We start from the raw sequence: 20,773 nt of genomic DNA, 5'->3' as shown, positions 1-20,773 counted from the left end.
ATATAAACCTAAGTATAATTAACAATCAGCTTTTTAAAAGCGCAAGCTCATAAACATTAGCTGTTTGCAGTTTTAAAACCATAATGAATACTTTTTATTAATTAAATTGAAATATTAATTGCTTAGCAGCGGTCTTGTAAGAGTCATGTTGGTATCGCTTAATAAAAGCGCTGCAACGTAAAGCATCACTCAGTAATGGTTAGCCATTAATTTAAAGACGTAATTTATAAACTATGAAAAATTCCAAACATATTCATCAAGAAAATAATCATACGAGGTCTAATCCTACCATGAGTAAAAAAATCATCTTAATAGCAATTATTAGCTTATTTGCCCTGACTATTTTGTATTTTACCGGCGCATTTAATCGTGACGCAGTGACTGCACAGCGTTTTGTTAATTTACAACAAGGTGATAAAACCCATGAGGGATTTCGCCGAGCACACGCAAAAGGTATTTGTTTAGCTGGCTCTTTTGAGTCAACGGGTGAGCTTGCTAAGTACTCGCAAGCAAAGGTATTTGATTTAGGGGCAACCCCTTTTGTAGGTCGCTTTTCTATTGCGGGTAATAATCCAACTGCACCTGATTTAAAAGCACCGGTGCGTAGTTTAGCGTTTTCTATAACCACTGATGATAACCAAGAGTGGCGTGTTGCAATGAATACGCCTCCGGTTATGGCGGTAGCTACGCCAGAAGCGTTTTTTAAACAACTACAAGCTCTTTCACCCGATCCGGTGACTAAAAAGCGCAGCCCAGAAAAAATTAAAGCGTTTTTTGCAGCACACCCTGAAAGTGCCGCTTTTAATAACTGGAAAGCAAGCTACACGCCAACCAGTAGTTTTGCCACTGAGCAATACCACAGTATTAATGCGTTTTATTTGGTGGATGAAAATGATGAAAAGCATGCCGTACGCTGGATTGCTAAACCGCAATTAAGTGATGAAAACACCCAACCACTTACTATTGATTCACCAGATGCATTGCAGCTACAACTTAAAGACCAAGTAGCTCAAGCACCGGTTAAGTTTGATATGCTGTTTAGTTTTGCAACCGAAGAAGATGATGAAAACAACCCAACTGTTTTATGGCCACAATCGCGCAAAACCATTAACGCCGGTACGTTAGTAATATCACGCCTGCAAGCACAAGAGGGCGGGGTATGTGAAAACATGAACTTTGATCCGCTGGTATTACCAACAGGTATTCAGCCAAGTGCTGATCCTATTTTACGTGCCCGTGGCGCTGCGTATGCAGAGTCATTTCGTCGTCGTGCTAAAGAAGTACTTTTAAATAATTAATAACAGGAACGAGTCAATGAAAACAATTACCAAATACTCAGCGTCGAGTATGCTTATTCACTGGGCAATGGCATTAATTATACTTTCTATGTTATTTCTTGGTTTGTCGATGGTACAAAGCTTAGCCGTATGGCAGGTAGAGGCTATACAACTGCATAAATCGTTTGGTGTGTTAGCACTGATATTAGTTGCAATAAGATTAATTAATAAAGTACTGTGTAAAAGCCCCGCATTACCACCGAGTGTGCCTAAACCGCAAGCTTTAGCCGCACATTTAACCCAAGTGGGTTTATATGCGTCTATGATTTTAATGCCAATTTCAGGCTGGTTAATGCAAAGTGCTGATGAGCGTACAGTGAGCTTTTTTGGTTTATTTACTTTGCCTAATTTAGTCAGTAAAAATATTGAGGCCTATGCGTTTTTTCGTGAAGCACATGGCCTAATTGCTTATGCATTTTTACTGTTTATTTTTATGCATGTTAGCGCTGCACTTTATCATGGTTTAATAAAGCAAGATGGCGTATTGGGCTCTATGTTGCCGGGTAAGCATAAATAAACTGATTGTTTTATACAAAAAAAGGCACAGACGCGCTCGCATCTGTGCCTTTTTAAATTTTAGTATTTAGCCTAATTTAAGCGCGTCTTCTACGCTAAAAGCACCATCTAATAAAGACTTACCTAAAATTACGCCGCCAACACCAAGTTCATTGAGCTTTTTAATATCATCTAACGAGCTTACTCCTCCTGAGGCTTGCACTTTAATATCTGCATTATGATTAATTAAATCTTCATAAAGCGCAAAAGAAGGGCCCGTCATGGTGCCATCTTTACTGATGTCCGTGCATAAAAAGTCAATAACACCCAGACCAACGTAAAAATCAATCAGTTCAAATAATCCAAACTCAGATTCGTTTAGCCAACCGTGGGTTGCTGGTGCCCATCCGTTTGCAGCTTTATTAACATCAAGGGCAATTACAAAGTGCTCAGCGCCAAATTGTTCAATCCAGGCTTTTACTTGCTCACGCTTTTCAACCGCCATTGAGCCAATAACCACTTGGTTTGCACCTGCTTTTAGCCAATCGCTCACGTCTTGCTCTGAACGAATACCGCCACCTACTTGGTAAGGTACATTGAGAGCTTTTGTTGCTGCTTGAATATGTTGCCACTGTTTTTTACTTGGATCCCGTGCGCCCTCTAAATCAACTAAATGTAATTTAGTGGCACCACTGTCGGCATACTCTTTTAAGCGAGCACCAAGCTCAAAGGGATAAAACTGTGCAGTATCGTATTTACCTTGATACAAACGTACGATTTGATTTTGTAATACATCTAATGCTGGAATAATCACTGTATTTCTCTTTTAAAAGCATGAAGAGCAACCTAAAGTTGCCAATCAACAAAATTTTGTAATAAACGCGTACCTACTTTAGCGCTGCGTTCAGGATGAAATTGCATGCCTGCATAATTGTCTTTAGCTACAATTGCAGAAAATGTTTGCCCGTATTCGCTGCTGACTAGCGTGGCGTTATTAACTGTATGGGCGAAACTGTGCACATAATAAACCTGATCGTCCGCATGCAAACCTTGAGTCAACGGGTGCGCTTGTTGAACAGATAGGTTATTCCAGCCCATATGTGGTGACGTTAAGCTACCTACATCGAGTGCTTTTACTTCGCCTGGTATTTTACCTAAGCATTGCACGTTACCTTCTTCAGTGCTTTCGCACAGTAACTGCATGCCTAAGCAAATTCCCATTAGCGGGCGCTGATATTCGTTAATTGCTTGCTGCCAACCATTATCAACCAAACGCTTCATAGCAACAGATGCATGACCAACACCGGGTAAAATAGCACGTTCATAGCCTGCTAGTTGTTCTGGCGAGGTAATCACCGTAGGGGTTTGCCCTAAACGCTCAAATGCAAACCGCACTGAGTTAATGTTGGCGCAACCGGTATTAATTATCGCAATCATAAACATCCTTTAGAGCTGGCTGTTTGTTGGCTGGTATCTTGTGCAATAGCCATGCGCAAAGCACGAGAAAACGCTTTAAATAAGCCTTCCACCTGGTGATGACAGTTGCCGTCACTTACCGATAAAATAAGGCTAATTGCGGCGTTATCACTTAAACTTTTAAAAAAGTGTTCAACCATTTGTACGTCTAAATCACCGGCTTTTTCACGGCTAAAGTTGGCGTTTAATACAAATGATGCCCGACCTGATAAATCAATTTGTGCCTCGGCTTTACATTCATCCATAGGCAAGGCAAAACCATAACGCGCAATTTGCGATTTGGTGCCAAGCGCTTGTTTAAGGGCAACACCTAAAGCAATACCAATGTCTTCAACAAGGTGGTGCTCGTCTATGTGTAAATCGCCTTTGGCTTTAATATTTAAGCCAATATTGGCGTGAGTGCGAATTTGATCCAGCATGTGATCAAAAAAACCTAGGCCAGTTTCGATGCTGCCATTTTTCGTTTGATCAAGGTTAACCGCTACATCTATTTGTGTTTCTTTAGTGTTGCGTGTTACGCGACCTTCACGGTTTGCCGTGGTCAGTTTAGTGACAATGGCAGGCCAGCTGCCGTCGTATAAAATACCTTCACAACATAAGTTTTGTGCAAGGCCAATATCGGTTTGGCGATCGCCAATCACAAAAGAACGTGCTAAATCAACTTTGCCTGAGCGCATCAGTTCGGTTAGTAAGCCTGTTTTTGGTTTACGGCAATCACAGTTTTGTTCATCAAAATGTGGGCAAATTAATACGGACTCAAAGCTGATGCCTTGGCTTTGTAAGATGTCCATCATTTTGTCTTGCGCAATGTCAAAATCGGCAGTTGGGAAGCTGTCTGTGCCCAAGCCATCTTGATTCGATACCATCACTAAGCGATAGCCTGCGGCTTGCAGTTGCAATAAGGCAGGAATGACACCTGGTAAAAACGCTAGTTTTTCAAGGCTGTCGACTTGTTTATCGGTGATTGGCTCTTCAATAATAGTGCCATCGCGGTCTATAAATAAATAGGGGTTACTCATGATACTTCCTGTTGTGCTGCGGTTTGTGGCAATTGCAGGCCATCTAACCAAATTTTTACTTGTTCTAATTCTTGTTCATTACCAATTGAAATACGTAGCCAGTCGTCTTCATTAAATAAGGTGAAGGCGCGCATTACTAAGCCTTGTTTAAGCGCTTGTTTAAAGTAATCCTTGTTCGCTAATTTTAAAGTAACGAAGTTGCCTTCACCAGTGAGTATTTTTAATACTGCAGGAGAGGCGTTTAACCAGTCAATAAGCTTTAACTTTAAGCTATTTAAAATCGTCACTTGGCGACGCATTGAGGTAATCGCATCAGGGGCAATGGCTTGCGCTGCAATGCTGGCCACCACACCCGATACCGGATACGGTGCAATGACTTTACGAATAGGCGCTAATACACTAGCCTGAGCGAGAGTAAACCCTGTTCTTAAACCCGCAAGTGCAAACGCTTTTGAGAGTGTACGAAGCACAACAATATTACTGAACTCGTTTATAAGTTGTGTTGCACTTTGCTCTGGACAAAACTCTATGTAGGCTTCATCAACAATCACTAATGCTTTACCTGCAAGCGCAGTGGCAATGGCTTTTACTTTATCTAGCGGCGTTAAGCTTCCAGTTGGATTATTTGGATTACAAATAAACACTAGTTTTGAGCTACCCACAGCGGCAATTATTTCATCCACGCTGCCATTTAATAAAAGCGCTTGTGTTAGGCCATTGATTGCGACGTTGTGTGTATCGGCCGTTACTTTGTACATACCATATGTTGGTAAAAATAATGCAATACTGTCTTTTGAAGGTTCACAGTAGGTACGTACTAATAATTCAATGCCTTCATCTGCGCCGCGAGTCATAAATACATTTTCGTTTTCAAGCTCAGCATAGGCAGCGTAGCGGTCAATAACCAATTGAGGCTGAGGATCGGGGTAACGATTCAAGTCTTCAATTGTTATTTCAAGGTTTTTAGCATACGGGCTTTCGTTCGCATTAAGCCAGGTTGTGCCAGTTAGTTTTTCACTTTTAGCTGAGCTATACGCAGCAAGCGCTGCAATATTATCAGGTAATAAGCCGCTCTCATTGCTCATTTTTTATTGCCTCTAAACGAATTGAAACCGCATTAGCGTGGGCATCTAGGCCTTCTGCATCTGCTAAGGGTAAAATAGCTTTTGAAAGCTCAGTTAAGCCACGTTTACTGATGGTTTGTACTGTGTAAGTACGAAAAAAATCAAGTAAATTTAAGCTAGAGTAAGTTGCACTGTAACCATAAGTGGGTAACACGTGATTAGTGCCTGAGGCATAATCGCCCGCTGACTCTGGGGTGTAATCGCCAACAAATACAGAGCCTGCATTCTTTACTTTATCTAAATAAGGAGTGGCATCGCCAAGCTGTAATATTAAGTGCTCTGGCCCATATTGCGCTGATACGTCAAACGCTTGGGCTACTGAATCAACTAGAATAAGTGACGAATTAGCCAATGCCTGTTCGGCAGTGTCTTTTCGGCTTAAGTTGGCAAGTTGACGAGTAAGTGCATCTTGCGTTTGTTCAATAATGGTTTCACTGTTACATAATAAAATAACTTGTGAGTCAGCTCCGTGTTCTGCTTGAGAGAGTAAGTCGGCAGCAATAAACTCTGGGTTTGCACGTTCATCTGCAATCACTAACACTTCTGATGGCCCTGCTGGCATATCAATCGCCATACCTGGAATCGTTTGTGCGACTAACTGTTTTGCCATAGTGACAAAGCTGTTACCTGGGCCAAAAATTTTATTCACTTTAGGAACAGACTCAGTACCATAAGCCATTGCAGCAATCGCGCCTGCACCGCCGCTTTCAATAATTGTGGTGATACCACATAATTTAGCGGCATATAAAATAGCCGGGTTAATTGCTTTATCACCTTGTACTGGGGTGGTTAATACCACGGTTTTTGCACCGCTTAACTGCGCCAATACACCTTGCATAATAACCGATGACGGAAGAGGGGCACTCCCTCCTGGTACATAAATACCGACTGCTTCGATGGCTTGATATTTCAGTTCACAGTCAACACCTGGTTGAGTCGATAACTTGATATCTTTTGGTAATTGCGCTTGGTGAAAACATTTCACATTGGCATAAGCGGTATCAATTGCATACTTAAGCTCTGGGCTTAGCATTTTCTCAGCGGCATTAATTTCATCAAGTGGTACACGTAAACGCGGCTTGGCTCTATTATCGAACTCTTTTGCTAATGCAAGTAGAGCGGCATCGCCTTGCGCATTAACTTTTGCCAAAATAGTCTGGCAAATGCTTTCTACTTTTTCACTTGCTGATACAGCAGGGCGCATAAGCGCCGCTGCTTGAACTTGTGATGATTCCTCATTCCAACGAAGCATTGTTGTTACTCCATCATTTTTTCAATTGGCATAACTAAAATAGAATTGGCACCAAGGGCCTTAAGTTGTTCCATGGTTTCCCAAAACAGGGTTTCACTGCTCACCATGTGTAGGGCAACATATTCATCATTACCCGCAAGAGCCAATAATGTAGGTTGGCCAGCGCCAGGTAAAATCTCACAAATTTCATCAAGCTTGTCTTTTGGTGCGTGTAACATAATGTATTTGCTTTCTTTAGCTTGCTTTACACCACGTAAACGAGGCATTAGTTTATTGATGAGCGCTAATTTTTCAGGATCTTGTAGTTGAGTGTTTTGGATTAAACAAGCATTTGACTCTAAAATGGTATCACCCTGCATTAAGCCATTTGCTTCAAGCGTTGCGCCTGTAGAAACTAAATCACAAATAGCATCGGCAAGTCCTGCTCGTGGTGCTACTTCCACTGAACCTGTTAACATTACTGTACTGGCGTTGATGCCTTCGCGTTTTAGGTATTGGCTTAAAATTTCTGGGTAAGTGGTTGCTATGCGTTTGCCTTCAAACCAGCTCTTGTCTTGCTTACCAAGTTCTTGTGGCCATGCTAGTGCTAAACGACAGTAACCAAAGTCAAGTTTAGCAAGCTTTGTTACTTCACTCGGTACACCTTGGCGTTCTCTTTCTGCTTGTACTTCTACTAGTACGTTTTCGCCAACAATACCTAAATCACATACACCGTCCATAACTAAGCCAGGAATATCGTCATCGCGTACACGCAAAACGTCGATAGGCATGTTGGTTGAGTGTGCTATTAGGCGCTGCTCACGAAGATTGAGCTTTACACCCAGTTGCTTAAGCAGATCTTGACAATCTTTAGATAGGCGGCCGCCTTTTTGAATGGCGATACGAAGACGATTACTATTATTCATTACTCATTTTCCTTTAATTTAAAAACTAAAAACCCCGAGGGAAACCTCAGGGCGAAAATGAATCTTGGTATGTTGATTCGCCAGAGGTTTCCTTTTAGGAACAACCTCTCAGCGAAAGACCTGACAGGTTATTCCGATGAATGATGGTGGTGATGTACAACTGTCAGTGAATTAAGCATTTTTATATCCTGTTTAGCTATTCGTTACTATGTTAACGCTTAGCTGCTGTTTGTTTAATAAATTTCGCATTTATAAAAACACATTCACTAACATCATGGCAAGAAAAATATTCTTTAATTAAAGAATATCTTATAACTGCCGATAATAATTAGAGTATTGCTTTATTTATCAACAGCTTTATAGTGATTAAATTACGTTCAATTCAATGGAGGCAAGCATGGATATAATGATCCCTTATTTAGGGCCTATTACGCGTTTAACGCTTGAATCTAAAGGGGCTTTTCATATTGCGGGGGTTCAACAAAGTGCCAGTGCCAAAAAAGTAGAGCTAGAAGAGCGTAAAAAAAGGGAGATAGAAAAACAACATAAGCTGTCGTTTGACGAAAATAAATCGCGCAATAACACCGCTGAAGAAGATGACGACAAACCTCATCTAGATACATGGGCTTAAATAAAGCTGATTGCCTGTCAGAGTATAAAGGTAATTACAAAACCTCCTTCACTTAATTAAGCCCTCAGCTTAAATTCCGTTTAACTCACTGCAAATCACATTAGTTTAAATTTTTACAGCAAGAACACGACTTTTTAGTCATCGTTGAGTGATGAATATTTACTAGTGTAACTTATAAAACTAATCCCCTCGTTGAATTTTTAAAATGTAAATATATGTATACATAATGTTATATATTGTTTTTGCTATAAATAAGGTTAATTTTAACTAACTGTAAATAAAGAACTAAATATTGTTACTAATACTTTAATTGTAAATTAAATGTTTAATTTTCGTTATTGTAGTTTGCGGTCTATGCTGATCCCTAATCGGGTACAAGGTGTACCGATTAATACAAATATACTAAAAACTTAAACTTTAACGGAGCGTAAACGTGAATTTATCTAAAATCACAATAGCAACTTTTGCTGCTTTAACCTTGGTTCAAGCAACAAATGCAGTAGCTGCGAATAAGAAGTATCTAAATCAACAACCGACAATTAATAACATGGTGCAATCAAACTCTGCTTCCTTGCTATCGGTAAGTCCAAATCAGTTGATTGGGTTAAGTGTAGGGAACGAATTAGTTGTATTAAAAGAGTTTACTAGCAATAACGGTGAAGTAACACGTCGTTACCAACAAACGTATCAAGGCATTCCTGTTATTGGTGATACAGTCAGCTTAACATTTAATAATGGGATGCTTAAGAAAGCCCATGGCGCCGCTGTTTACAACATTGATGAAGATTTAGCGGACGTTTCAGCTAAGTTGACAAAAAAAGATGCGATTTTAAAAGGGTCAAAAACAGGCATTGCAGCAAAATCAGTCGGCTTGAAAAAATATAACGAGCAATCAAGACTCGCTATTTGGGTTGACGATCAGAATAAGGCGCATTTAGTTTATGAGGTGTCTTATGTTACTTATGGTAAGTCACCATCAAGACCATATCAGATCATTGATGCTAATACTGGTGAGGTATTACTTAGTTACGATAACTTACAACATGCCAATGCAACAGGTCCTGGCGGAAATCTAAAGACAGGCAAGTATATTTATGGAACTGATTTTGACAGTCTAGATGTTAGCCAATCGGGTAATACTTGTACCATGAATAACGCAAATGTTCGTACTATTAATTTAAATGGTGGAACGAGTGGCTCTTCCGCACATTCATTTACGTGTCCTGAGAATACGGTCAAAGAAATTAATGGCGCATATTCACCGCTAAATGATGCTCATTTTTTTGGTAACGTTATTTTTAATATGTATAACGATTGGGTAGGTACTGCGCCCTTGAGTTTTCAGTTACAAATGCGCGTTCATTATTCAAGTAATTATGAAAATGCATTTTGGGATGGCAGTGCAATGACCTTTGGCGATGGCCAAAATACGTTTTATCCATTGGTAAGTTTAGATGTATCTGCACATGAAGTTAGCCATGGCTTTACTGAGCAAAATTCAGGTTTGATTTACAATGGTAAACCTGGTGGATTAAATGAAGCATTTTCGGATATGGCTGGTGAAGCTGCTGAATTTTATATGAAAGGCAGCAACGATTGGCTAGTTGGTAAGGATATTTTTAAAGGTAATGGTGCGCTGCGTTACATGAATAACCCTACCCAAGATGGCCGTTCAATAGATAACCAAAGCAACTATTATTCAGGTATGGACGTTCATTATAGTTCAGGGGTTTATAATAAGGCATTTTATAATTTAGCAACCACGCCAGGTTGGGATACGCAAAAAGCCTTTATCGTAATGGCTCGTGCCAACCAACTATATTGGAGTGCGGGTGTAGGCTGGGATTTAGCCGGCAACGGGGTGATGGATGCAGCCTGTGATTTAAATTATGACCCAAATGATGTTAAAGCTGCTTTAGCTGCCGTTGGGGTTAATTCAAATCTTAGTTCAGGTAGTGAATGTGCAACAACACAACCACCGACTGACGATGAAGCATTAACCAATGGGGTAGCGCGTACGGGTATCAGTGGCGCTGAAAAAGAGCAACTATTCTTTACTTTAGATGTTCCCGCTGGCGCGACAAATCTTCAATTCAATACTACTGGCGGTTCAGGTGATGCAGACTTATACGTTAAATTTGCCAGCCGACCGACCTTAAATAGTTACGACTGTAATAGCACAACATCTACTAGTACAGAAAGCTGTAACATAAGTAATGCACAAGCGGGAACTTATTATGTAATGGTTGAAGCATGGAATGCTATATCTGGCGTATCATTAACGGGTAGTTACTCAGGTGATAATGGTGGGGTAACGCCTATCAACAGAACTGAGTCTAATATTAATGTGACAACTAATAACTGGAGTCGTTTCACTCAAGATTTATCCGCAGGGTATAGCACTTTAAATATTAGTATTGCTGGTGGCAGTGGTGATGCTGATCTTTATGTAAACTTTGGTTCGCCTTCAAGTACGTCTTCTTATCTATGTAGACCTTACAAAAATGGCAACAATGAAGAGTGTACATTTGAGAACCCGCAATCGGGTACTTGGTACATTGATCTTAGAGGCTACAGCATAGCAAGCGGTGTAACACTCAATATAACTGCTAATTAGGCATAGTTATAAAAGGGGCTTAGCCCCTTTTTTTAATGCTTAAAATAAAAGTGAAATGATAAGGAATATTTATGAATTACTTTAAACAACTAGCAGTTATTACTACTTTAACTATGAGTTTTAATTGCTTAGCAAATGAAAATCCAGACAATATTTGGGTAACTATTGATTCAACTGCAGCCCAGCATTATCAACATGAACAAGGTACATTTTTACAAAAAATACCTTTCTCTCACAGAAAATCAAGCCCTATACCTGATGTTGATTTACTCAGTGTACCTAGTAACGCGGTAAATAATTTGAGTGAGTTTATGCATCATAACTACAATCGTTGTGGTGGGTTTGTTGCTCATAGCTCGTTTGAAGAAGCGAGTGATTACGCAAAACAATTAGCGGTCGTTCATGATAGCCAAGCATTATTAGCTTACAATTATTCTATTGATAATGCGCAGACGGTACAAAGTTTAATTAATGCACAAAGTCCGATTAACTTACAAAGCACAGTAAATTCACTGACTAACTTTAATAATCGTTATTATACCTCGCAAACCGGTGTTGATGCTTCACAATGGTTGCAAAGTTATTGGCAACAAATTGCAACTACCCGAAGTGATATAACCATTGAAAGTTATCAGCATAGCTGGGCGCAATCATCCGTCATTGTAACCATTGCCGGTGCTGAAAATGCAGATGAGCTTGTAGTTATTGGAGGCCATTTAGACTCGATTAACCAAGCGAATCCTGCACAAGGACGCTCTCCTGGCGCGGATGATAACGCATCGGGTATTGCAGTGTTAACTGAAGCTTTAAAAGCGATAGTTGAAACAAATTATAAACCACAAAAAACCATTAAAATTATGGCATTTGCGGCAGAGGAAGTAGGTCTGAGAGGCTCTAAAGATATAGCCAGTAGTTATCGTGCGCAGGGTAAAAATGTAGTGGGTATGGTGCAATTTGATATGACCGGCAACAACGGCAGTATCGAAGATATTATTATGATGACGGATTACACAAATAATGCTCAAAACCAGTTTTTAGCGCAGCTTATAGACACATACTTACCCCAAATTAGTTATGGCTTTGACCAATGTGGTTATGGTTGCTCCGATCATGCTTCATGGTACCAACAAGGCTTTGCTGCCTCTATGCCGTTTGAATCAAAAATGAATGATATTAATCCACTCATTCATACACAAAATGACAGTAATTTCGATGCTGATCATGCAATAAAATTTGCTAACTTAGCTGTAAGCTTTGTAGCTGAATTGGCAAAGAGTGCTGGTGATGTAACACCGCCAAGTAATAATGAGTTAGTAAATGGTGAGCCAATTTCTGGTATCAATGCCACTGCTAAAGAGCAGCTTATCTATACATTGAATGTACCAAAAGGAGCGCAAAATTTAAGCTTTGAAACCTCAGGTGATAATGGCGATGCCGATTTATACGTTAAGTTTAATCAGGCGCCAACATTAAGCGATTTCGATTGTAAAAGTACGTCTGCCACAAGTAATGAACGTTGTGATATTCCTACAAGCGATGATGGAACTTACTATGTAATGGTTGAGGCATATAGCGCAATTAACAATATTTCTTTGATAGGTAGTTTTGAGCAAGCTGGTGCTTTAGAGCCTATCAATCGCGTAGAAGATAACATTAGCGTAAATACTGGTGATTGGCAGCGTTATGAACAACGTTTAGTTGCAGGCTATTCTTCGCTAAATGTTGCTATTTCAGGTGGAACTGGCGATGCTGATTTGTATTTAAATTTTGATGCGCCATCATCTAATACACAATATGTGTGTCGCCCTTATAAAAATGGCAACACAGAAACATGTACTGTCTCTGCACCCCAAGCAGGTTTATGGTACATAGATATTAAAGGTTATCGTAATGCAAATGGCATTACCTTAACTATTAATGCAGAATAATTAACAGGGGCAAACGCCCCTTTATTGGTTAAATTCTCACTCACTTTGGCTTGCCCTTCCTCAACAGCTTACGTAGAATCCCGCTATTATTTTTTACATAGTGATTGGTATTATCAAACAGCTGTTTAGTGCGACCGGGCCTTTGGCTTTATCAATAGATGGATACACACCACGCCAGCCTCAAATCGATATGGCGGTGGCGGTTGAGGATGCATTAAAAACCCGATCTCAACTTGTTGTTGAGGCAGGCACTGGCACAGGTAAAACCTTTGCTTATTTAGCTCCCGCTCTTAAATCTAAGGGCAAAACGATTATTTCAACCGGTTCTAAAGCACTGCAAGAGCAGCTTTATCACCGCGATTTACCCGTATTAGTAAAAGCCTTAGGTGCAGCTAAAAAAACGGCCTTGTTAAAAGGGCGTGCCAATTATTTGTGTACGTATCGACTAACTCAACATGTGGCACACGTACCAACAGACGACCCTGATGTAATGCATCAGCTCGCTATGGTTGCAAAGTTTGCCAGTGAAACGCATACCGGCGATTTAGCCGATTGTATTGGTATTGAAGAAGATGCCAAAGTGTTGCCGTATGTAAGCTCAACTGCTGATAATTGCTTAGGCAAAGAGTGCCCAGACTTTCAAGAATGCTATATTCGCAAAGCGCGTTTAAAAGCGGGGGATGCCGATGTTGTGGTAATAAATCACCATTTGTTTTTTGCTGATATGGCGGTAAAGGAATCTGGTTTTGCAGAGCTAATGCCCAATGCCGATGCCTACATATTTGATGAAGCTCACCAATTAAGCGAAATTGCCAGTGACTATTTTGGCGAAACCATGAGCACCAAAAAGCTGGTGGATTTAATTAACGATTTGCGCGCTATTTATCGCGCTGAAATTCCAGACATGCTGCAATTAGGCAAAAGTTTAAATAAGCTTGAAACCAGTGTCGCTGATTTAAGGCTGCAGTTTGGAGTAGATGGCAGTCGAGGTGACTGGCGTGAAAAGCTCAGTAATAAGCTTATTTGCTCGGCCTTACACCGGGTTATTAGTGATTTAGAGTTTGTGTATCAGGTATTAAAGTTATGCTTAGAGCGAAGTGATAAAATAGAACATCCGTTTGAACGAGTATTGGCTTTTAAAGGTCAGTTAGAGCGCGTATTCGATACTGCTCAAACAGGTTTTAGTTACTGGTACGAAACCACGAGGCGCTATTTAACTATTAATATTACGCCTCTGAATGTATCTGCTAAATTTGCTTTAATGATGAAAGAGTCGGGTTCAGGATTTGTTTTTACCTCCGCCACGTTATCGGTCGACAATGAACTGAGCCACTTTAATGCGAGCCTTGGCTTAAAACCAAAGCAAAGTATGATGGTAGATAGCCCGTTTGATTATGAGAATCAGGCGTTGCTGTGCTTACCTCGTTATTTACCACAATCGCATGAAGATAATATGCCCCATGCGATTGTAAAATTAACCTTAGAGCTTATTAAGTCGGCTAAAGGGCGTTGTTTTGTGTTATTTACCAGTTACCGTATGATGCATTTAGTGGCTGAGGGCTTAACTACGCAAATGGACTACCCAGTTTATATGCAAGGGCAAATGTCTAAACGAATTATACTAGAAAAATTTACTCGCCATGGTAATGCGGTATTACTGGGCACGGCGTCATTTTGGGAAGGGGTTGATGTACGAGGTAGTACCTTAAGCTGTGTTATTATAGATAAGCTGCCATTTGCTGCACCTGATGACCCTTTACTACAAGCTAAAATGCAAGATTGCCAAATGCAAGGCAAAGACCCGTTTGCGCATATTCAATTACCTCAAGCGGTGATTGCCTTAAAGCAGGGGGTAGGTCGCTTAATAAGAGACAACAAAGATAAAGGCGTGCTAGTGATTTGCGATAATCGTTTAGTAACACGCCAATATGGACAAGTATTTTTAAAGAGTTTACCGCCAATGCGCCGTACACGTAGCTTAGAAGATGCCAATACATTTTTAAAACATATTAATTGAGTACAAAAATGATCAAAAGTAACATTCTCGCCCTAGATGCCTCTACTGAAGCATTATCTATTGTTTTGCATTATCAGGGTAAAACATTTCATCATTTTGAAGAGTGTCCGCAGCAGCATAGCCAAAAAGTTCTGCCACTTATTGATGAGCTACTTGGTAAAGCCGGCTGTAAATTAAAAGATTTAGACGTAATAGGATTTGGCCAAGGGCCAGGTAGCTTTACTGGCGTGCGTATAAGCGTAGCCATTGCCCAAGGTCTTGCGTATTCAACTAATTTACCATTAGTTGGGGTATCTACTTTAGCAGTCATGGCACAGCAGGCATTAGAACAGTTTGGTGCTAACGATGTTTATTCTAGTATTGACGCGCGTATGGGAGAAATATATTTTGCTCAATACCATGCAAAAGATGGATTGATGACACTTAAAGGCGAAGAGCGAGTATTCAAACCTGAATTGTTAGATGCAACTTTGATAGATACAAACATCGATGCTGCAGCCGTAGGGACTGGTTTTAAAAGTTACCCTGATGCACTAACGCCATTTAATAATGTAACCATACAACCAGCAATAACCTTACCGGATGCACACTATATGCTGGCCCTAGTAGAGGCGCAGTATCTTGCTGGTAAGGGTGTAAAAGCCAGTGATGCACAACCAAAGTATGTGCGTGACACGGTAACATGGAAAAAATTACCGGGCCGTGAATAAACAAACACGGTTGTTTGCAAATTAAGCGATTTTAAATCATAATTTAATTATGTTGTTGGTTGGAGAAGCGCTGTGTCGCTACCTATAAGTTCTGGTTTTTTTACAGGTGATATACCTGCTAAGGTGCGTTCTACTTCGGTAGTTCCGGCGCAGCCTGAACGAGTACTAGAGCAAGCCAAACCACAAAAAACTAATACCGATTATGTCAAAAGCAGCCCAGAAGGGCTTGAACTTGCAAAAGAGTTTACAAAAGCGAACAGCAAAGACACCCAATACAGCCAAACTATTTACGATCAACCCAGTGCCCAAGTAAGCAAAGCGATTTCGACTTATACTGAGTTTGCTAATTTAGAGCGAAGAGCTGAAGTTCAAAGTTTAATTGGTGTTGATATATACGCCTAGTTAAAACCTGATAAAAATCAGCAAATAAAAAAGCCCGAATGAATCATTCGGGCTTTTTATTTTCATTACTGAGATTATTTTTCTATATAACCAATCAATTTTTTAGCTATATCGGTATTATTTTGAGAGCCAACAAAGTCATCGCTATTTTTGCCATAAGCAAATACTTGTACATCAGACGCTGTGTGACCGCCCGTTGTCCAGCCAGTAAAACTTAAGTCATTAATAATGCTTTTAACGGCCAAGTTTAGGGTTTTCTCACCCATAGCTTTGGCTTGCTTAAGTTTAATTTCGTTTTCAGCTGTAAATTCAATACTGGTATTAGCCTGCCAAACCGTTTTAAGGTTATCTGACTCCATTAATAAATTAGTCAACGTACCTGCAGTGGCTTTAACACCTTTGATGATATCTGTTTCCCATTTATATTGGCCATGTGCACCAATAGTTAAACCGCCTGTTGAGTGATCAGCTGTGATCACTAAAATAGTGTCTGGGTTGTTATCTACATAAGCTTTAGCCGTTTCGATTGATTTAGCAAAATCGTCCATTTCAGCCATTGCACAGGCAATATCATTCGCGTGGCCACACCAATCAATTTGGCTGCCTTCAATCATCACAAAAAAGCCTTTATCATTTTGCCCATCAAGCAAATCAAACGCTTTAGCAGTTAACTGCTTTAATCTTGTTGGGTTTTCATCAAGAGCAAATGGTAAGCCTTTAGGTGCATATAAACCTATAGCAGGCACTTGAGTGATTTGACCAAGGTTTTTAATATCATCGCCGTATTGATAACCAGCTTGTTTAAACTCGTCAACTAAGTTTCTGTCATCACGAATAAAGTACTGAGTACCACCGCCTAACATTAAATCAACTGGTAATTTACCTGCAATTTTATTGTCAATGTAGTCATTGGCAATATCATCGTAGTTTCTTCTTGATTCATTATGTGCGGCAAAGCTTGCTGGTGTTGCATGGTTTATTTGTGAGGTAGCCACTAATGCTGTTGTCATTCCTTGCTCTTTTGCAATTTCTAACATGGTTTTAACAGGTTTTTTAGCTGTATCAACCGCAATTGCGCCATTATAACTTTTATGACCGCTACTTAGTGCTGTTGCACCCGCTGCGCTGTCGGTTACGTAGGTATGGTCGTCTGGATAAGTATGTGCCATACCTTTTAGCATGGTATCGAAAACGGTAGTTTCTATTTCTTTTGTTGTTGGGTCGTCTTTGTAGTATCGATAAGCAGTTGTGAAAGCGGGACCCATGCCATCACCAATCATATAAATAACATTTTTAGGCGCTGTTTGAGCGAAAGCTCCTGTTGTTGTACATAAAAGCGCTAATAATCCGAACTGTTTTTTCATTGTGTGTACCCTTTAAGTGTACTTGTTTTATTTAATAGCGCTATTATTGTATACAGATAGCAAGATAAATAAATGAATATATGATGATTAATGAGTTTTGTATGAGGTTTTGACTATTTTTAGCTTAATACTTCCATATTAGCGACATGAATTACCCTATAAAATAATTATTTACTGATATATCAATATAATAGGTACGCTAAATTAGTTTAAGGAATTGAACTGAGTTTGCAAATAGGGGGTATAGTAATACAGCCTTGAGTGAACCTTTCACCCAAGGCAAGTTAAGTAGGTGTTAAACTTTAAAGCGCGACACCATTACTTGAAGCCCACTGGCTAATTGAGCAAGCTCGCTGCAGGCTTGTGCTGTTTGTTCAACAGATTGACCACTTTGTTCGGCAATATCATTAATGCGAGTGATACTGCGGTTTACTTCTTCTGCGGCCAGTGATTGTTGCTCAACTGCGGCAGAGACTTGAATGTTCATGTCGTGAATTCCCTCAACAGCAAGGTTAATTTCACTCAATGAGGTTTGCGTTCCCGTTATTTCAGTAACCGAATCATTGCTCTTCGTGCTACTGCGTTCCATTGCATCCACAGCATCTTGAGTCCCAGTTTGAATGTTGGCAACCATTTGTTCAATTTCACCGGTAGATTGCTGAGTGCGTTGCGCTAAGTTACGTACTTCGTCGGCTACCACAGCAAAGCCTCGACCAGCTTCACCCGCACGCGCAGCTTCAATAGCAGCATTTAGTGCTAGCAAGTTTGTTTGCTCGGCAATATTTCTAATTACTTCCAGTACTTTTTCAATACTTCCGCTTTGCTCTTGTAAATTCCGAATAGTTTGCGAAGCTTGCTCAACTTCATTGGCTAATGAGTTTATCGCATTAACACTTCGCTCAACGGAGCGATTACCTTCTACTGCAATTGCATTGGTTGTTTGTGCGCTACTTGCAGCACTGTGCGTATTGCCAGCAATTTCTTGAATAGACGCTGCCATTTCTGTCATTGCTGTTGCAACTTGTGTCGTTTGGTCGCGCTGAGTTACTACACCTTGACGGGTTTCGTTGGCAACAGCGGTAAGCTCTTCTGTTGCAGCGGCCATTTGGTTTGTTGAATCTGCAACCTGCTGAACAAGCTCCTGAATTTTAGAAATGAACAGGTTATATCTGTAAGCTAGTTCGCTGAGTTCATCTTGCCCTGTTTCATCGAGTCTGCGAGTTAAATCACCTTCACCTTCAGAAATATCTTTAAGGGAGGTAAGCGTAGAGCGAAGTGGTCTAATAATAGTTTGTGATAAGCCATAAGCAATTAACACCGCAAGCGCTATGGCAACAATAGCAATAACGATCACAAAATTGCGGGTGTTTGCTGCCGAATTAGCGTAAAAGCTACGGTTCATCGCGATTTCAACTACCGCAACGGGTTTACCTGAATAGTCGTTAATACTTTTAGCAAGGGTCGCTAATGGTTTTGATGAACTGTTGTGATGACCTAGTACCGTATTACCATCCCAAGCAGCAAGGATCTCATTTCTTGAGATAAGCGTTTTTTCAGTTAATGATGAAGCAAGCAGTTTTGGCGTTCTGTTTTTTATAGTATGAATTGCAATATCTACATTTGAACCAAAAGCCGTGCTAAATTGTTCAACAAAATTTTGTGATAAATCAATACCAAATTCAATTGATCCTACGTGTTTACCATCTGCATTTACCGGCACTAAACCTCTTATTCCTAGACCACTAACGCCTTCTTCAACGCCATTGACTGGCTGACGTTTACGGTTCACTTCCACAATGGTACTTCGCTTAGATGATAAATCATCTCCGTACTTTTTAGGATCGTGTAAGCGTAAAAAAGAGGTAGCAGGAGCTGTGTGAAATTGAAACTGTTCGACCCCATATTGCTCATTCAGGATATTAAAAACCGGTAGCAATTGTTTGCTAAGCAGCTCTCTGTCACCTCTAGCAAAGGCCTCTTTAATAGATGGCTGGCTGGCAATCATCGCACTCATTGCTTGCGCTGACATTGCTTGGTTGTTAATTTGTGAGGTGACAGCATCATAAATACTTTGCATTTCACGTTTTTCCGCTTCACTACTCAGTTGGTTGGAATTGATCAAGTAAAACGCTGACATAATGATGACAGTTATCGTTACGAGGGTTGTAAAACCAACAGATAGACGAGAGCCGATGGTAAAGTTTCTAAACACGATTAAACCTTATAGATTTTAATTTGCACTTAAAAATACAAATATGAGTACAATTATTTTATTGATAAACGCATAGAATCCTTTCATAGTGTTTGGCTGGTATTTTTTGCAGATACATTGAAGTTATTCGTTAAGTTTAGATTAATATTAATAGATATCAAAGAAACTGTAGTATAAAAACGCATTTATTTTGTATGAATAACAAACAGCTAAATCTTTGTTTATATCGGTGTTACTTGGTTATCTTTTGTGCATTTAAAGTTGCATTAAATTTACAATGTAAAATAAACAAATAACGCTCTTTTTGTCTTTCTTTTAATTCTTTAGGATTGATTTTTTGTTTTTAAATTCGAAAAAGCCATTCAAAATAACTGCTTTTTGCGTGTTAAAATAATTTAAATAGAGGTAATAATTGCAACCATTTTCTGTCAAAGCTAATGACTTAGATATACATGGCCTTAAATTTGGAGACGGAAAAGAGATTGTTATCGCGCTTCATGGTTGGTTAGATAACAGTGCCAGTTTTGCGCCTATGCTTACTAATGTACCCTCAAATCAAACATGGTATTGCATTGATTTTGCAGGGCATGGTCTGTCATCTTGGCGAAGCACGCAAGCTCACTATTATTTTATAGATTATGTAGATGATGTTTACGCCTTCATTAATGCGCTTAATATAAAAAAAGTACATTTGGTAGGGCATTCAATGGGGGCGATGGTCGCGGGTTTATTTGCAAGTTGTTTTAGCGAATACGTTAAATCCGTTTCTTTTATTGAAGGAATAGGTTGCGTTACAACCCAAGCAGATGAAGTCGCTTCGCAGCTAAGAAGTGCCATACTTAACCGAGCACGGATAACCACTAAAAAACCGAGGATATACACGTCAAAGCAGCAAATTTATCAAGCACGTTCAAAAACAACAGATTTAAATGATGAACTAATTGCGCTGTTAATGGACAGAAACATAAAACAAATGCACAGTGGGTTTGAGTTAACGACTGACCCTAAGCTTAAAAATCACTCAGGTTTTCGATTTGATGAAGCGCAATGTATTGGTGCAATAAAAGAATTAATTGCACCATGTCAATTAATATTAGGTGATAAAGGTTATCCATTTGTAAAACAAAACTTAGATAAGTATAGTAATTATTACAATAACTTGAGAGTATTAGAAGTGCCTGGCGGCCATCACTGCCATATGCAAAGCAGTGGGCTATGTTTTGAACACATTCAAGCATTTATGCTGCAAAGTAGTGCATGTTAATTGTATATTAGCGATAAATG

Annotated in this window: 17 protein-coding genes; 9 read left to right on the top strand and 8 right to left on the bottom strand. The window is 39.8% G+C overall.

Annotated features, from left to right (window positions below; all coding sequences use genetic code 11):
- Positions 1-290: 290 nt before the first annotated feature.
- On the top strand, positions 291-1,298 hold the full coding sequence (locus BW139_RS15235; RefSeq protein ID WP_076920233.1) for a catalase family peroxidase: 1,008 nt from the start codon (positions 291-293) through the stop codon (positions 1,296-1,298).
- Positions 1,299-1,314: 16 nt separating this feature from the next.
- The gene (locus BW139_RS15230) at positions 1,315-1,854 is read left to right on the top strand and encodes a cytochrome b (RefSeq protein WP_008112608.1); all 540 of its coding nucleotides are present in this window, start codon (positions 1,315-1,317) and stop codon (positions 1,852-1,854) included.
- Between the two features lie 66 nt (positions 1,855-1,920).
- Here the strand turns inward: BW139_RS15230 and BW139_RS15225 are convergent, their stop codons facing one another.
- Genes BW139_RS15225 through hisG form a run of 6 tightly spaced genes read right to left on the bottom strand, consistent with a single transcriptional unit; the run spans position 1,921 to position 7,608 of the window.
- On the bottom strand, positions 1,921-2,646 hold the full coding sequence (locus tag BW139_RS15225; RefSeq protein ID WP_076920232.1) for a 1-(5-phosphoribosyl)-5-[(5-phosphoribosylamino)methylideneamino] imidazole-4-carboxamide isomerase: 726 nt from the start codon (positions 2,644-2,646) through the stop codon (positions 1,921-1,923).
- Between the two features lie 32 nt (positions 2,647-2,678).
- Positions 2,679-3,269, bottom strand: coding sequence for an imidazole glycerol phosphate synthase subunit HisH (gene hisH / locus BW139_RS15220; RefSeq protein ID WP_010388867.1), 591 nt, complete (start codon positions 3,267-3,269; stop codon positions 2,679-2,681).
- Positions 3,266-4,327, bottom strand: a complete 1,062-nt coding sequence (hisB, locus tag BW139_RS15215) for a bifunctional histidinol-phosphatase/imidazoleglycerol-phosphate dehydratase HisB (RefSeq protein ID WP_010388866.1) — start codon at positions 4,325-4,327, stop codon at positions 3,266-3,268. The genes hisH and hisB overlap by 4 nt, the downstream gene beginning before the upstream one ends.
- Positions 4,324-5,412, bottom strand: coding sequence for a histidinol-phosphate transaminase (hisC, locus tag BW139_RS15210; RefSeq protein WP_076920231.1), 1,089 nt, complete (start codon positions 5,410-5,412; stop codon positions 4,324-4,326). Before hisC ends, hisB begins: the two co-directional genes overlap by 4 nt.
- Positions 5,402-6,703 (bottom strand): histidinol dehydrogenase, encoded by a 1,302-nt coding sequence (gene hisD, locus BW139_RS15205; protein ID WP_076920230.1) that lies wholly within the window; start codon positions 6,701-6,703, stop codon positions 5,402-5,404. Before hisD ends, hisC begins: the two co-directional genes overlap by 11 nt.
- A 5-nt stretch (positions 6,704-6,708) precedes the next feature.
- Positions 6,709-7,608, bottom strand: a complete 900-nt coding sequence (gene hisG / locus BW139_RS15200) for an ATP phosphoribosyltransferase (protein WP_076920229.1) — start codon at positions 7,606-7,608, stop codon at positions 6,709-6,711.
- Between the two features lie 397 nt (positions 7,609-8,005).
- Between hisG and BW139_RS15195 the strand changes: the two genes are divergently transcribed.
- The 6 genes from BW139_RS15195 (at position 8,006) to BW139_RS15170 (ending at position 15,913) form a co-directional block, all read left to right on the top strand.
- Positions 8,006-8,239: a hypothetical protein gene (locus BW139_RS15195; protein WP_076920228.1), complete on the top strand. Its 234-nt coding sequence runs from the start codon at positions 8,006-8,008 to the stop codon at positions 8,237-8,239.
- 433 nt (positions 8,240-8,672) lie between these two features.
- Positions 8,673-10,856, top strand: a complete 2,184-nt coding sequence (locus BW139_RS15190) for a M4 family metallopeptidase (protein ID WP_076920227.1) — start codon at positions 8,673-8,675, stop codon at positions 10,854-10,856.
- 71 nt (positions 10,857-10,927) lie between these two features.
- Entirely contained in the window at positions 10,928-12,784 is a 1,857-nt protein-coding gene (locus BW139_RS15185) for a M28 family metallopeptidase (protein ID WP_076920226.1), read from the top strand.
- 100 nt (positions 12,785-12,884) lie between these two features.
- Positions 12,885-14,801 carry an ATP-dependent DNA helicase gene (locus tag BW139_RS15180; protein WP_010388858.1) on the top strand — a complete coding sequence of 639 codons (1,917 nt, stop codon included), beginning with the start codon at positions 12,885-12,887 and terminating at the stop codon, positions 14,799-14,801.
- 8 nt (positions 14,802-14,809) lie between these two features.
- The gene (tsaB, locus tag BW139_RS15175; protein ID WP_076920225.1) at positions 14,810-15,511 is read left to right on the top strand and encodes a tRNA (adenosine(37)-N6)-threonylcarbamoyltransferase complex dimerization subunit type 1 TsaB; all 702 of its coding nucleotides are present in this window, start codon (positions 14,810-14,812) and stop codon (positions 15,509-15,511) included.
- Positions 15,512-15,583: 72 nt separating this feature from the next.
- Positions 15,584-15,913: a hypothetical protein gene (locus tag BW139_RS15170; protein ID WP_076920224.1), complete on the top strand. Its 330-nt coding sequence runs from the start codon at positions 15,584-15,586 to the stop codon at positions 15,911-15,913.
- 74 nt (positions 15,914-15,987) lie between these two features.
- Here the strand turns inward: BW139_RS15170 and BW139_RS15165 are convergent, their stop codons facing one another.
- Both BW139_RS15165 and BW139_RS15160 read right to left on the bottom strand, forming a co-directional pair.
- Positions 15,988-17,277 (bottom strand): alkaline phosphatase, encoded by a 1,290-nt coding sequence (locus BW139_RS15165; protein ID WP_076920223.1) that lies wholly within the window; start codon positions 17,275-17,277, stop codon positions 15,988-15,990.
- Positions 17,278-17,572: 295 nt separating this feature from the next.
- A complete protein-coding gene (locus BW139_RS15160) occupies positions 17,573-19,489 on the bottom strand; it encodes a methyl-accepting chemotaxis protein (protein ID WP_076920222.1) in 1,917 nt (638 codons plus the stop codon).
- Between the two features lie 412 nt (positions 19,490-19,901).
- On the opposite strand from BW139_RS15160, the gene BW139_RS15155 reads away from it, so the two are divergent.
- Positions 19,902-20,753 carry an alpha/beta fold hydrolase gene (locus tag BW139_RS15155; protein WP_076920221.1) on the top strand — a complete coding sequence of 284 codons (852 nt, stop codon included), beginning with the start codon at positions 19,902-19,904 and terminating at the stop codon, positions 20,751-20,753.
- Positions 20,754-20,773: the final 20 nt, after the last annotated feature.

The organism is Pseudoalteromonas sp. SK18 (assembly GCF_001974855.1).
Taxonomy (GTDB): Bacteria; Pseudomonadota; Gammaproteobacteria; order Enterobacterales; family Alteromonadaceae; genus Pseudoalteromonas.
The sequence above is the reverse complement of the archived record's forward strand: the minus strand, read 5'-3'. Positions and strand labels throughout refer to the sequence as shown.